13 protein-coding genes are annotated in these 14137 nt (G+C 71.0%); all 13 read right to left on the bottom strand.

What is annotated here, in order from left to right; all coding sequences use genetic code 11:
- Positions 1-15: 15 nt before the first annotated feature.
- Positions 16-1356, bottom strand: a complete 1341-nt coding sequence (locus ACX1D0_RS04630) for an RsmB/NOP family class I SAM-dependent RNA methyltransferase (protein ID WP_459019721.1) — start codon at positions 1354-1356, stop codon at positions 16-18.
- On the bottom strand, positions 1317-2231 hold the full coding sequence (gene fmt, locus ACX1D0_RS04625; protein WP_459019720.1) for a methionyl-tRNA formyltransferase: 915 nt from the start codon (positions 2229-2231) through the stop codon (positions 1317-1319). Before fmt ends, ACX1D0_RS04630 begins: the two co-directional genes overlap by 40 nt.
- On the bottom strand, positions 2228-4162 hold the full coding sequence (locus ACX1D0_RS04620; RefSeq protein ID WP_459019719.1) for a primosomal protein N' family DNA-binding protein: 1935 nt from the start codon (positions 4160-4162) through the stop codon (positions 2228-2230). The genes fmt and ACX1D0_RS04620 overlap by 4 nt, the downstream gene beginning before the upstream one ends.
- A gap of 1 nt (position 4163) precedes the next feature.
- Positions 4164-5351: a methionine adenosyltransferase gene (metK, locus tag ACX1D0_RS04615; protein WP_459019718.1), complete on the bottom strand. Its 1188-nt coding sequence runs from the start codon at positions 5349-5351 to the stop codon at positions 4164-4166.
- Between the two features lie 91 nt (positions 5352-5442).
- Entirely contained in the window at positions 5443-5796 is a 354-nt protein-coding gene (rpoZ, locus tag ACX1D0_RS04610; RefSeq protein WP_459020386.1) for a DNA-directed RNA polymerase subunit omega, read from the bottom strand.
- 25 nt (positions 5797-5821) lie between these two features.
- A complete protein-coding gene (gmk, locus tag ACX1D0_RS04605; RefSeq protein WP_459019717.1) occupies positions 5822-6379 on the bottom strand; it encodes a guanylate kinase in 558 nt (185 codons plus the stop codon).
- A gap of 25 nt (positions 6380-6404) precedes the next feature.
- On the bottom strand, positions 6405-6716 hold the full coding sequence (gene mihF / locus ACX1D0_RS04600; RefSeq protein WP_459019716.1) for an integration host factor, actinobacterial type: 312 nt from the start codon (positions 6714-6716) through the stop codon (positions 6405-6407).
- A 98-nt stretch (positions 6717-6814) separates the two neighbouring features.
- Entirely contained in the window at positions 6815-7624 is an 810-nt protein-coding gene (gene pyrF, locus ACX1D0_RS04595) for an orotidine-5'-phosphate decarboxylase (protein WP_459019715.1), read from the bottom strand.
- Positions 7621-8679, bottom strand: a complete 1059-nt coding sequence (locus ACX1D0_RS04590) for a quinone-dependent dihydroorotate dehydrogenase (protein ID WP_459019714.1) — start codon at positions 8677-8679, stop codon at positions 7621-7623. Before ACX1D0_RS04590 ends, pyrF begins: the two co-directional genes overlap by 4 nt.
- The gene (gene carB / locus ACX1D0_RS04585) at positions 8676-11978 is read right to left on the bottom strand and encodes a carbamoyl-phosphate synthase large subunit (protein ID WP_459019713.1); all 3303 of its coding nucleotides are present in this window, start codon (positions 11976-11978) and stop codon (positions 8676-8678) included. Before carB ends, ACX1D0_RS04590 begins: the two co-directional genes overlap by 4 nt.
- The gene (gene carA, locus ACX1D0_RS04580; protein ID WP_459019712.1) at positions 11978-13102 is read right to left on the bottom strand and encodes a glutamine-hydrolyzing carbamoyl-phosphate synthase small subunit; all 1125 of its coding nucleotides are present in this window, start codon (positions 13100-13102) and stop codon (positions 11978-11980) included. The genes carB and carA overlap by 1 nt, the downstream gene beginning before the upstream one ends.
- An 18-nt stretch (positions 13103-13120) precedes the next feature.
- The gene (nusB, locus tag ACX1D0_RS04575; RefSeq protein WP_459019711.1) at positions 13121-13546 is read right to left on the bottom strand and encodes a transcription antitermination factor NusB; all 426 of its coding nucleotides are present in this window, start codon (positions 13544-13546) and stop codon (positions 13121-13123) included.
- Entirely contained in the window at positions 13547-14110 is a 564-nt protein-coding gene (gene efp, locus ACX1D0_RS04570; protein WP_459019710.1) for an elongation factor P, read from the bottom strand. It abuts the gene before it with no gap.
- Positions 14111-14137: the final 27 nt, after the last annotated feature.

The following is a 14137-nucleotide window of genomic DNA, read 5'->3' as shown; positions in this document are numbered from 1 at the left end:
CACCTTAGTGGCCGCTCACCCGCGCAGGAGGGCGAGGTACATCGCATCCGTGCCGTGCCGGTGGGGCCACAGCTGCACGTCGTCACCCAGGGCGCAGTCCGGCACCTCGGGAAGTAGATCCGGGGCGTGCAACCGCCGCACGCCGGGCCGCTCGGCCAGCACGTCGTCGACCACCGCAACCGTCTCCGCCCGATGCGGGGAGCAGGTCACGTAGGCGACCACCCCACCCGGGACCACCGAGTCCAGCGCGTGCCGCAGCAGCGAGCGCTGCAGGTCCCCCAGTGCCGTGACGTCCTGGGCGGTGCGCCGCCACCGGGACTCGGGCCGGCGACGCAACGCGCCGAGCCCGGTGCAGGGCACGTCCACCATCACCCGCGCGAACGAGCGGCCCCACGCGGGGGCGGTCCCGTCCGCCGCGACCGTGGCGTGACCGTCCGGGTAGGCCGCGAGGGCCTGGCGTACCAGGCGGGCGCGGTGCTCCTGCGCCTCGCCGGCCAGCAGCCATTCCTTCCTCTGCCTGGCGAGTCCGACCAGGAGCGCCGCCTTGCCGCCGGGACCGGCGCACAGGTCCAGCCAGGGACCCGTCGGGGCTTCCGCTTGGGCAAGCGCCCACGCCACGAGCTGCGAACCCTCGTCCTGGACACCGGCGCGGCCCTCACGGACCGCCGGCTGATCGGCCGGAGCGCCCTGCGCGACGGATCCGAAGGGCGAGAAGCGGGTGGGGACGGCGCCGACGAACTCGTCCCGCGTGGCCAGGCCGGGGCGCACCACCAGGGTGGGCCGGGGGTTGGCATTGTTGGCCGCCAGGGCTTCCGCCAGCTCCTCGGCGGGGAGAAGGTCCGCGTAGGACTCGACGATCCATCTGGGATGGTGCGCTCGGAGGGCCAGCGCCCCGATCTCGTCGGCCCCGGCGGCGAGCTCGTCGGTCCACTCGTCGAGGGACCGGGCGGAGACCTTGCGCAGGATGGCGTTGACCACCCCTGTGACGCGTTGCCCGACGGTGTCGCGGGCCAGCTCGACGGTGGCACCTACCGCCGCGTGGCGCTTGACACCCATGGTGAGCAGCTGATGCGCGCCGAGCCGCAGGATGTCGACGACGGCGGGCTGCAGCGATCCGAGCTGGCGACCGGCGGCGGCCTCGATGATGCGGTCGTAGGTGCCCATGAGCCGGCAGGTGCCCGCCACCAGCTCCGTCACCAGAGCGGCGTCGCGCGTCGCGAGCCCCGCACCGGCGAGCCGCTTGGCCAGCGCCAGGTTGGCGTACGCGCCGTCGCCGGTGACCTGGCGGAGCACGTCGAACGCGACCCTGCGCGGCGTCATGCGAGCACCGTCCCGACTACGCCGGCGCGAGCCCATTCCGATGCGGGCATGCGCCGCCGGCCGGGGGCCTGAACCTCCAGCAGCTCGAGCGCGCCGGCACCGGTGCCCACCAGGACCTGTCGCTTCGTCGCCATCAGCTCCCCCGGGGCCAGCGCCGGAGTCTCCTCCGCCGCCGTGGCGCGGTGGACCTTGAACCGCTGCCCGTCCAGCTCGCACCACGCCCCGGGGTCCGGTGAGCAGCCGAGGATCAGCCGCCGCACCTCATCGGCGGGCCGGGACCAGTCGATGCGGGCCTCCCCCACTGTGATCTTCGGTGCCACGGTGATGCCGTCCGTGGCCTGCGGTGAGGGCTCGATGCCCCGGGCCACGAGGTCCATCGCCTCAACCAGCTGTCGGGCCCCGGATTCGGCGAGCGCGGTGAGCAGCTCGCCGGCCGTGGCCTCGGGCATGGGCCGCGACTCCATGAGGTAGACGTCCCCGGCGTCGAGCTGGCGCACGATCCGGAAGCAGGCGGTGCCGATCTGCGGGTCGCCGGCCATGATGGCTCGCTGCACCGGGGCGGCGCCGCGCCATCGCGGCAGCAGCGAGAAGTGGAGGTTGATCCAGCCGTGAGCCGGGATGTCCAGGGCGGACTGCGGTAGCAGCGCCCCGTACGCCACGACGGCGCACGCGTCGGGCGCGATGTCGCGCAGCCGGTCCTGGAAGTCCGCGTCGCGGGGATGCGCGGGCTTGAGCACCTCGAGGCCCAGCTCCGCGGCTCGCGCCGCTACGGGGGAGGGCGTCATCGTCCTTCCGCGCCCCGCCGGGGCGTCCGGGCGCGTCACGACGGCCACCACCTCATGGTCCGACGCCACGAGCGCCTCCAGGGAGGGGACCGCCACCTGCGGGGTCCCCGCGAACACGAGCCTCATCTGTCCTCCAATGCCTCGGGGTCGACCTGGATGCTGATCAGCCCCCGTTCCTTGCGGGCCGAGCGGATCGCCGCGGCGCTCTTGACGCGCGCCGTCAGGTCCCTCGAGCGCTCGACTGGGACGCGCAACAGCACCGCCCAGCGTTCGGGGCCCACCTCGGTGGGGCCGAGGATATCGACACCGTCCCAATCGTCGTTGTCCAGGAACTCGCGCACGCCGTCGGGCTCACCGACGACGCGCGCCAGCTTGACCGACGGGCTCAGCCCGGCGTCGGCCCTGTCCGCCAGCTCGCGGGCGGCGAAGCCGGCGAGGTCCGCGCGGACCAGCGCCTGGACGGCGGGGTGGGCCGAGGGCCCGACGATGAGGACCGATCCGCCCTCCACGGGCCCCCGCGCCAGGGCCGCCGCGTTCGACCAGCGGCGCACCGACTCCTCGGCCACCCTCAGCTCCGCTCGGTTGAGGGACACCTCTGCATCCAGGATCAGCACGCCGGCGTACCCGGCCGGCGCCGGGGGCTCGGCCCCGGGGGTCGCGACGACGATGGCCGGCTCGCCGGGCGCCTCGGCGCGGATGCGGTCCGCCGAGCTGTTGAGGGCGAGCACCCCCGGGAACGCCCTGGCCAACTCCTCGGCCGTCCGCGCGGCCCCCGCCAGCGGCGTCCGGAGGGTGCCGGTATGGCAGTGCGGGCAGGACCAGCGCACCGGCGTGTACCCGCACAACGCACACTCCGGCACCCCGCGGCGCTTCTCGCGCATCGGCCCACCGCACTTGGCGCACAGCGCGCGATTGAGGCACCGGGCGCAGCTCAGCGCGGCCGAGAAGCCGCTCATCGGTACCTGTACCAGCACCGGTCCCTTCGCCAGATGGTCCCGCAGGAATCGGAAGGCCACAGACGGGATCCGCAGGCGCGCAGCGCTCGGGTCCCGCTCGCGGTCCTCCTCCACCACGGCCCGCACCGGGGTCGACACCCTCCGCGCCTGGGCCGGCGCCAGCGCCAGGTCCCTCAGCCATCCGCGTTCGACCAGCGCCTGCGCGTCGGTGCTTCGCCCATGGCCGGCCAGCAGCAGCGCCGCCCCTTGGCGGGCGGATCGCATCACGGCCACGGCCCGGGTGTGCGGGTACGGGGCCCGCGGCTCGGCGTGGGCGTCGTGGCCGTCGTCGACGACGACGATGAGGCCGAGGTTGTGCAGCGGGGCGTACACCGCGCTGCGGGTGCCGACGACGACGCGGGCCTGACCCCGCGCGGCGGCCAGGTACGCGCGATAGCGGGCCGACCGGCCGGCCTCGGCGGCGAGGGTGCCGACCGCGCCGTGCCCGAAGACCGAACGCAGCCGGGTGCCCATGGCCTCCAGCTCCCGCATCGTGGGGACCACCACCACCGCTGACCTGCCCGAGCGGAGGGTGGCGTCGACGGCCTCGATCACACCGCCGGCCAGATCCCCGGGGCCGCCGAAGACCGACGCGGCCTGCCAGAGCACCCGGGGCGAGTGCCCCGTCGCGAGCGCATCGAGCAGCGCCTCCCCGTCGGGATAGCAGGGCATCACGCCGGCATGGTCGAGCGGCTTCGGCTCCGGCCACTCGCGCTGGGGGGCCTTCTCGGTGGCGGCGTGCCGCAGCGGGACCGCCAACCGGGCCACATCCGGCCACGTGCCGGCGTAGTGGTCCGCCACCGCCCGGATCAGCTCGTAGACGGCCGGGGTGACGATGGGCTCGGAGGACACCACCTTGCCGAGGCGTGCGAGTGAGGCCACCTCCGAGGTGTCGGCCAGCTCGATGAGCCAGCCGTCGCGGACTGTGCCGGCGAACGGCACCTTCACCCGCGCCCCCACCACGGCGGCCTCCGCGAGCGGCTCGGGCACCTCGTAGTCGAACAGCCGATCCAGGTGGGCCAGCGGAACGTCGACGGCGACCCGCGCCACCCGCGGGGGCATGTCAGCCCTTGACGACGGCGGCGAGCGCCTCAGCGCGGTCCGTGCGTTCCCATGTGGCGTCGGGCAGCTCGCGGCCGAAATGGCCGTAGACCGTGACGCCGCTGTAGATGGGGCGCAGCAGGTCCAGGTCCCGGATGATGGCGCCCGGACGGAGGTCGAAGGTGGCCAGAACAGCGTCGCGGATCCGGTCCTCGGGGACGACGGCCGTGCCGAAGGTGTCCAGGTAGAAGCCCACCGGGTGGGCGGTGCCGATGGCGTAGGCCACCTGCACCTCGCAGCGGTCCGCGAGGCCGGCGGCCACCACGTTCTTCGCCACCCAGCGCATCGCGTAGGCGGCCGACCGGTCCACCTTGGAGGGATCCTTGCCGGAGAACGCGCCGCCGCCGTGGCGGGCCATGCCACCGTAGGTGTCGACGATGATCTTGCGGCCGGTCAGGCCCGCGTCGCCCATCGGGCCGCCGATGACGAACTTGCCCGTCGGGTTCACCAGCACGCGGCTCGCGGAGTGGAAGCCGTAGCGCTCCAGCACGGGGGTGATCACCTCGCGCTGGATGTCCGGCTGGATCCGGTCCAGCGAGATGTCTGCGCTGTGCTGGGAGGACACCACCACCGTGTCGATGCCCACGGGGCGCCCGTCCGGGCCGTACTCGACGGTGACCTGCGTCTTGCCGTCCGGCCGGAGATAGTCCAGCACGCCGGTCTTGCGCACCTCGGTGAGGCGCTCCGCCAGGCGGTGTGCCAGGTCGATCGGCAGCGGCATGAGGGTGGGGGTCTCTGTGCAGGCGTAGCCGAACATCAGCCCCTGGTCGCCCGCGCCCTGGTGGCTGACGGCGTCGACCTCCGCGCCGACGCGGTGTTCGTACGCGTCGTCGACGCCCTGCGCAATGTCCGGTGACTGCGCGCCGATGGCCACGGTCACGCCGCAGGAGGCCCCGTCGAAGCCCTTGCGGGAGGAGTCGTACCCGATCTCGAGAATCCGCTCACGGGCGAGGCTCGCCACGTCGACGTACCCGGTGGTGGAGACCTCGCCGGCCACCACGACAAGGCCGGTGGTGACGAGGGTCTCCACCGCCACGCGCGCACCGGGATCCTGCTCCAGGAGCCCGTCGAGCACGGCGTCGGAGATGGAATCGGCGATCTTGTCCGGGTGGCCCTCGGTCACGGACTCGGAGGTGAAGAGACGGCTCATCGGAGCACTCCTAGCGCGGCGACAAGCCGCAATCGTGGGGTTGACGTCTGCGGCAACAAGCCGCCCCCTGGACTACTGGTGGTGCGTCGGGTCAGGACGCGGGGGTGCTGCTCTCCTGGTCCGCGAACGGGTCCACGAACGAGAAGGCGGGGTCCGCGTCGGCGGCCGTGCGTTCGGCCTCCTCCTGCGCGGGGTCGATCTGCGTGTACTGGAGCAGGCCCTCGTTCATCTCCCGCAGGGCGATCGACAGTGCCTTCTCCTCCGGCGCCGCGGCGACCATGGGGCCGACGTTCTCGAGGAGCCCCTCACCGAGCTGGGAGTAGTAGGCGTTGATCTGCCGGGCGCGCTTGGCGGCGAACAGGACGAGGCGGTACTTGGAGTCGATGTTCTCCAGCAGCGAGTCGATCGGCGGGTAGGTGATGCCTTCTGGCTGAGTGTTCAAAATGATCCTTCTCACAGTGTGGCCCTGATCACAGGCCCATCAAGCCTACCAAAGCCGCGACCGTTTCCTCGATCTCCGCGTTCTCGACCACGAAATCCGCCTCGGCGGCCGCCTCCAGCTCGAGTCTGGCTGTCGCGAGACGTCGCTCCTGGGCGGCGTCGTCCTCAGTGCCTCGACCGCGCAGCCGCGACACCAGTTCGTCCCAGGTGGGCGGGGTGAGGAACACCAGCCGGGCTGAGGGGAGGTTGCGCTTGACCTGACGGGCGCCCTGGAGGTCGATCTCGAGAATGACGGGACGGCCGGAGGCAACCGCCTCGACGACGGGGCGGCGCGGGGTGCCGTAGTAGTGCGTGCCGTGCACGACGGCCCACTCGAGCAACTCACCGGCCTCGATGAGGCGACGGAACTCGTCGACGTCGACGAAGTGGTAGCTCTCCCCGTCCACCTCGCCCGCGCGGGGCAGACGGGTGGTCAGGGAGACGGAGTAGAACGGCTCCGGGTGCAACTCACGAAGGCGCGCGCAGACCGTCCCCTTGCCGACGGCGCTCGGGCCGGAGATCACCCAGACGTCAGAGGTACTGCTCACCCGCCCGAGCTTAGGTAGCGCGGCGCTACTTGAACAACTCGGTGAGACGCTCCACCTGGTGCCGGCCCAGTCCGCGGATCCGACGGTTGGGGGCGATCTGGAGGTTTTCCATGATCTCCGAGGCGCGGGTGATGCCGACGCGGGGCAGGGAGCGCAGGAGATCGACCACCTTGATGCGCGACAGCGTGTCGTCGTCGACCGCCTTGGTGAGCGCGTCGGTGAACGACACCGTGCCCTTCTTCACCTGCTCCTTCAGCTCGGCGCGTGCGCGCCGGGCCTGAGTGGCCGCTTCGCGGGCGGCTTCGAGTTGAGCACTGCTCAATTGAGGAATCGCCATCGGAAGTCCCCTTCACCTCAATGACCTAGATAACCCCTGGTGGGGCTCCCTGAAATGTACCGCGCGAAGGCCCGGCGCGACGCTAAACGCTCGACGAATCAGGCGAGCTGTCGCGTCGCTTCCAGGAGCGGCTCGAGCCGGTCCTGCAGAGCGGATTCCCCTGCGCCGATCACCTCACGGCTCGCGGTGGGCAGGACGTGGCCGAGCGCGTCGCCGAACGTGGCGCGGAGACCGTCGATCGTGCCGCCCTGGGCCCCGATGCCGGGCACCAGGATGGAGGCGTTGAACCGTGCCAGGTCGCAGCCCAGGTCGGCGTGGGTACCGCCCACGACCAGGCCGACGGCGTGGTCCGCCCGCGGGTTGAGCTCTGCGATGGTGTCCACGACGTGCTGCGCCACGCTGACGTGCCCGCTGCGTGCGAGCTGGATGGCGGCACCCTCCGGGTTGGAAGTCCTCGCCAGCACGTAGAGGCCATGGCCCCCCGCCGCGGCGGCGTCGATGGCGGGCTGGAGCGCGCCGACACCGAGGTACGGGCTGAGGGTGATCGCGTCCGCCCTGGTGGGCGCGTCGTCGCCCAGGAACGCTGCGGCGTATCCGGCCATGGAGCTGCCGATGTCCCCGCGCTTGACGTCGAGGATGCTCAGCGCGCCGGCCTGGCGGATGTCGTCGAGCACGCGCTCGAGCACCGCCAGCCCGCGGGACCCGAAGGCCTCGAAGAACGCCGACTGCGGCTTGAACACCGCGACCCGTTGCCCCAGCGTCGCGACGATGCCGCGCGCGCACCGTTCAAGTCCGGTGAGGTCGGCCGGAAGGCCCCACGCGTGAAGTACCGACGGCATGGGGTCGATTCCCACGCAGAGCCGGCCCCGCTCGGCGGTGATGGCGGACAGTCGGGAGGCGTAGCTCATCGGTGGGTCCTTCCGACCTCACGGAGGCCGCGCACCAGCGCGACGCCCTCGTAGATGAATCCGGTGTACAACTGCAGCAGGCTGGCGCCGGCGTCGAACATCCGGGCGCCGTCGCGGGGGGTCATGATGCCACCCACTCCCATGACGGGCAGTTCGGTGGAGCGCGTCAGGTGCTCGACGAACCGGAGCGCCGTCGCGGTCAGGGGGGCGCCGCTGAGGCCGCCCGCTTCCCGGGCCAGCCGGGCGTCGACGGGGGCGAGCCCCTCCCTGGACAGGGTGGTGTTGGTGGCGATGACCCCGGCGGCGGCCGAGTCGTTGAGCACCGCGATGGTCTCGGCCAGGTCGGTGCCGGTGAGATCCGGGGCCAGCTTGACGAACACCGGCACCGGCCGCGCCGAATCGAGCCGCGCCGCCTCGGCGGTGAGCGCGCGGATGAGCGCACTCAACTCGTGGGCCGCCTGAAGGCTGCGCAGGCCCGGCGTATTGGGACTGGAAACGTTGACGGCCACGTAGTCCGCCAGGGGTGCGAGGTGACGCAGTGAGGTGAGGTAGTCCTCCACCGCGGCCTCCAGCGGCACCACCTTCGACTTGCCGATGGAGATGCCCAGCGGAAGGCCGAGCGCGCCGTTGCCACGCGCCACGCCTTTGCCGAGCAGGGTCGCGGCGAGGGCCCCTGCGCCGTGGTTGTTGAAGCCCATGCGGTTGACGATGCCGCGGGAGGCCACGGCCCGGAAGACGCGCGGGCGGGGGTTGCCCGGCTGAGGCAGCGCCGTCACGGTGCCCAGCTCCGCGAAGCCGAAGCCTAGCCAGGACCACGCCTGCGCGGCGATGCCGTCCTTGTCCAGCCCTGCCGCGACACCGATGCGGTTGGGGAACCGCACCCCTGCCACCGTCACAGGATCCGCCACCGGGGCGCGGTGCCCGGCCGGCATCAGAGCCAGCGCCCGGATCATGTCTTCGTGCACCCGCTCGGGGTCTCCCCCGGCGTAGCGGAAGAGGCCCGCGCGGAGTCCCCGGTAGCCGACGCGCAGCGCCTCCGTGCCCAGGGAGGTCACCGCGCCGCCCACTCCTGCAGGGAGCGCACCTCCAGCTCGCCCCGCTGTAGCGCCTCGATGCCCTGGGTGGCCGCGGCCAGCCCGGGCACGGTGGTGACCACAGGGACGTCGGCCAGCACGGCGGCCGTGCGGATGAGATAGCCGTCTTCGCGGGTGCTCGCACCTGTCGAGGAGCCCTCCGGGGTGTTGAAGATCAGGTCGATGTCACCGGCGATGATGAGGTCGACGATGCTCGGCTGATCGCTGCCCTCGGGCATCTCGGACAGCTTGAGCACCTCCTCGGCGGCCACGCCGTTGCGGCGCAGCACCGAGGCGGTGCCGGTGGTGGCCAGCACCTGGAAGCCCAGGTCCACGAGCCGCTTGATCGGCCAGATGGCGTGCCGCTTGTCGCGGTCCGCGATCGAGACGAACAACTTGCCGGACGTGGGCAGCGGGCCGCCCCCGGCGTCCTGCGACTTGGCGTAGGCCGTGCCGAAGTTGTCCGACAGCCCCATCACCTCGCCCGTGGAACGCATCTCCGGGCCGAGTAGCGTGTCGACGAAGGCACCTGTGGCCGTGCGGAAGCGGTTGAACGGCATCACGGCCTCCTTGACCGCGATCGGGCTCCCCGGGAGCGGGGTGGAGCCGTCGCCCTCGGCACGCAACATCCCGCTGAGGCGCAGGTCGGCGATGCTGCGGCCCAGCATGATGAGCGCGGCGGCCTTGGCCAGGGCGGTGTTGGTGGCCTTGGACACGAACGGCACCGTGCGCGACGCGCGGGGGTTGGCCTCCAGCACGTAGAGCGTGTCGGCGTGCAGCGCGAACTGGATGTTGAGCAGACCGCGCACGCCCACCCCCTCGGCGATCTCGCGGGTGTAGTGCCGGATCTGCTCGATCAGCGCGTCGCCGAGGGTGATCGGCGGCAGTACGCAGGCGGAGTCACCGGAATGGATGCCGGCCTCCTCGATGTGCTCCATGATCCCGCCCACGTACAGGTCCACGCCGTCGTAGAGGGCGTCGACGTCGATCTCGACGGCGTCGTCCAGGAACCGGTCCACCAGCACCGGCCGGTCCGCGTCCACGTCTGTGGCCTTCGCGATGTAGGTCTCCAACGCGTCGTCGGTGTAGACGATCTGCATGCCGCGACCCCCGAGCACGTAGCTGGGCCGCACCAGGACGGGATAGCCGATGTCCCCGGCGATGGCCTTGGCCTCCTCGGCGGTGGTGGCCATGCCGTGCTTGGGGGCCGGCAGCCCGGCGCGCGCCAGCACCCGGCCGAAGGCGCCGCGCTCCTCGGCGAGGTTGATCGCCTCCGGCGAGGTGCCGACGATGGGCACGCCGGCGTCCTTGAGCGTCTGGGCGAGCTTGAGCGGGGTCTGGCCGCCGAGTTGGCAGATGACGCCGGCCACGGGACCCGCCTGGAGCTCCGCGTGGTAGATCTCCAGCACGTCCTCGGCGGTGAGCGGCTCGAAGTAGAGCCGGTCGGAGGTGTCGTAGTCCGTCGAGACGGTCTCCGGGTTGCAGTTGACCATGACCGTCTCGTAGCCGGCCTCGCGCAGGGCCATGGTGGCATGCACGCACGAGTAGTCGAACTCGATGCCCTGCCCGATCCGGTTGGGCCCGGACCCCAGGATGAGCACGGCCTCCTTGGTGCGCGGGGGCACCTCGTTCTCCTCGTCGTAGGAGGAGTACATGTAGGGCGTCGATGCGGCGAACTCGGCCGCGCAGGTGTCCACGGACTTGTACACGGGCCGGATTCCGAGCGCCCAGCGAACCCCGCGCACCACGTCGGTGCTGAGGTTGCGCAGGGAAGCGATCTGCGCGTCGGAGAGGCCGTGGCGCTTGGCGTGGCGCAGCAGTTCGGGGGTGAGCTCGGGCGCCGCTCCCACCTCCCGCGCCACATCGAGGATCAGCGACATCTGGTCCAGGAACCAGGGGTCGATCTTCGTGGCCTCGTAGGCCTGCTCGACGGTGGCCCCGGCCCGCAGCGCCTGCATGACGAGCTGGATCCGGCCGTCGTGCGGCTTCGAGGCCCGCGCGAGCAGGTCCTCGACGCTCTGCAGAGGCGCCACGAAGTCGAACGGCGCCGACGGGTCCTCGAGGGAGCGCAACGCCTTGCCCAAGGCCTCGGTGAAGTTGCGCCCGATGCCCATGGCCTCGCCGACGGACTTCATGTGGGTGGTGAGGAAGGGGTCCGCTGCCGGGAACTTCTCGAACGCGAACCTCGGCACCTTGACGATGACGTAGTCCAGGCTGGGCTCGAAGCTCGCCGGCGTCTCCAGGGTGATGTCGTTGGGGATCTCGTCGAGTGTGTAGCCCACCGCGACCTTCGCGGCGATCTTGGCGATGGGGAAGCCCGTGGCCTTCGACGCCAGCGCCGAGGACCGCGACACACGGGGGTTCATCTCGATGACGATCATGCGGCCGTCGTCGGGGTTGATGGCGAACTGGATGTTGCAGCCGCCGGTGTCCACGCCGACGGCCCGGATCACGCCGATGCCCACGTCGCGCATCCGTTGGTACTCGCGGTCCGTCAGCGTCATCGCCGGCGCGACGGTGATGGAGTCACCCGTGTGGACGCCCATGGGATCGAAGTTCTCGATGGAGCAGATGATCACGACGTTGTCTTTCGTGTCGCGCATCACCTCCAGCTCGTACTCCTTCCATCCCAGGATGGACTCCTCGATGAGCACCTCGGTGACCGGGGAGGCCGACAGGCCCGCGCCGGCGATCTGGCGCAGCTCAGCCTCGTCGTGAGCGAACCCGGAGCCCACACCGCCCATGGTGAAGCTGGGCCGCACCACGACGGGGTAGCCGAGCACCTCGGCGGCGGCCACCACCTCGTCGAGGGTGTGGCAGATCTGGGACCTGGCCACCTCCGGCACGCCGCCCGGGATGTCGGTCATCGAGAGCACGATGTCCTTGAACTGCTCCCGGTCCTCGCCCTTCTGGATCGCTTCGATGGAGGCGCCGATCAGCTCGACGCCGTACTTGGCGAGCACGCCGTTGTCGTGCAGCGAGACGGCCGTGTTGAGTGCCGTCTGGCCGCCGAGGGTGGCGAGCACCGCGTCCGGCCGCTCCTTGGCGATGACCCGCTCCACGTACTCGGGCGTGATCGGCTCCACGTAGGTCGCGTCGGCGAAGTCGGGATCCGTCATGATCGTGGCCGGGTTGGAGTTGACCAGGATCACCCGGAAGCCCTCCTCGCGCAGCACCCGGCACGCCTGGGTGCCGGAGTAGTCGAACTCGCACGCCTGCCCGATGACGATGGGGCCGGAGCCGATGACGAGGATCGAGGAGATGTCCGTGCGGCGGGGCATCAGGCGTCCTTTCCATACATGACGTCGACGAAGCGGTCGAACAGGTAGTTGGCGTCGTGGGGGCCGGCCGCGGCCTCCGGGTGGTACTGCACCGAGAAGCCGGCCACCCTGCCGTCGCGGCGGAGCTCGAGGCCCTCCACGACGTCGTCGTTGAGGCACACGTGGCTGACCGTCACCTCTCCGAAGGGGGTCTCGACGGCGCGGTCCAGCGGCGCGTCGACGGCGAAGCCGTGGTTGTGTGCGGTGACCTCGACCTTGCCGGTGGTGCGGTCCATCACGGGCTGGTTGATGCCGCGGTGGCCGAACTTGAGCTTGTAGGTGCCCAGCCCGAGAGCCCGGCCGAAGAGCTGGTTGCCGAAGCAGATCCCGAAGTACGGGATGCCGGCGCGCAGCACCTCGCGCAGCACCTCCACCGGCCCGTCGGCCGCGGCCGGGTCGCCTGGGCCGTTGCTGAAGAACACCCCGTCCGGGTTGAGCGCGCTGATCTGCGTGAACGTGAAGCCGGCGGGCACCACGTGGACGTCGAGGCCACGCGCGGCGAGTTCCTTGGGGGTCATCGACTTGATGCCGAGGTCCACCGCGACGACGGTGCCCCGCCGCCTGCCGACGGCCGGAACGGTGTAGGCGGCGGGAGTGGTCACATCCGCCGTGAGATCGCGCCCGGCCATGGCGGGCTGCTCCAGGACCCGGGCCAGCAGGGCGTCGGAGCTGGTGGTCTCCGTCGAGATGCCCACGCGCATGGCGCCGCGGTCGCGGATGTGGCGCGTCAGCGCCCGGGTGTCGATCTCAGAGATCCCGACGACGCCCTGGGCGGCCAGCTCCGAGTCCAGGCTGCGCCGCGAGCGCCAGTTGGAGGGCCGCGGGGAGGGGTCCCGCACGATGTAGCCGGCCACCCAGATACGGGAGGACTCGTCGTCCTCGTCGTTCCATCCGGTGTTGCCGATGTGCGGGGCGGTGGCGAGCACCACCTGCCCGCGGTAACTCGGGTCCGTCAGGGTCTCCTGATAGCCGGACATACCGGTGGAGAAGACCAACTCGCCGAAGGTCTCACCCGCCGCGCCGAAGGACCGGCCACGAAATACGCGCCCATCCTCCAATACCAGAATCGCAGGAAGGGAACTCATGCGCACCTCGCTTGATCGTCAGTTCGTGTTCGGCTTGGCCGCTAGGGCCTTGGACAGTAGTCCGTTGAGGAAGGTTGGGGAGTCGTCCGTCGAGAGGTCACCGGCGAGGCGGACCGCCTCGGAGATGACCGCCGCGGGCGGCACGTCGGAGTAGTCGAGCTCGAACACCGCGATTCGGGCCAGGTTACGGTCCACGGCCGGCATCCGGTCGAGCGGCCAGTTGCTCGACGTGGAATCCGCGATCCGCTGGTCGATCTCGTCGAGGTGTTCGGCGACGCCGAGGATGATGCGGGTGGTCAACTCGCGCACCACAGCGCCGGACAGCGTGCGCTGCTCGGCGAAGGTCTCGGTCAGCGAGTCGTCGCGCAGCTCCGCCTGGTACAGGATGTCCAAGGCGGCCTTGCGGGCCTTGGTCTGCGCCGAGTAGTGGGGCGTGGGTTCCATCTACGAGCTGACGCGGCCCTGGTAGGAGCCGTCGCGCGTGTCGACCTTGATCCGCTCGCCGGTGGTGATGAACAGGGGCACCTGGATCTCCTTGCCCGTCTCCAGCGTGGCGGGCTTGGTGCCTCCGGTGGAGCGGTCCCCCTGCAGGCCGGGCTCGGTGTAGGTGACCTCGAGCTCCACGGAGGCGGGCAGCTCGATGAACAGCGGCTCCCCCTCGTGCGTCGCGACGATGGCGGTCTGGTTCTCCAGCATGTAGTCCTTGGCGTCCCCGACGGTCTCGGCGGGCACGTGGAACTGCTCGAAGGAGGTGTTGTCCATGAAGATGTAGGCGTCGCCGTCGAGGTACAGGTACTGCATCTCGCGGCGGTCCACCGTCGCGGTGTCCACCTTGGTGTCCGAGTTGAACGTGCGGTCGATGATCTTGCCGCTCAGGACGTGCTTCAGCTTGGAGCGGACCACGGTGTTGCCCTTGCCCGGCTTGTGGTGCTGGAACCACAGCACCTGCCAGAGCTGACCGTCGAGGTCGAGCACCATTCCGTTCTTGAGATCATTGGTTGACGCCATGAAAGGCTCTCCTCGTTCGCAGTGACT

It is taken from the genome of Tessaracoccus pujii (assembly GCF_054483895.1).
This window is presented reverse-complemented; position numbering and strand designations above follow the sequence as displayed.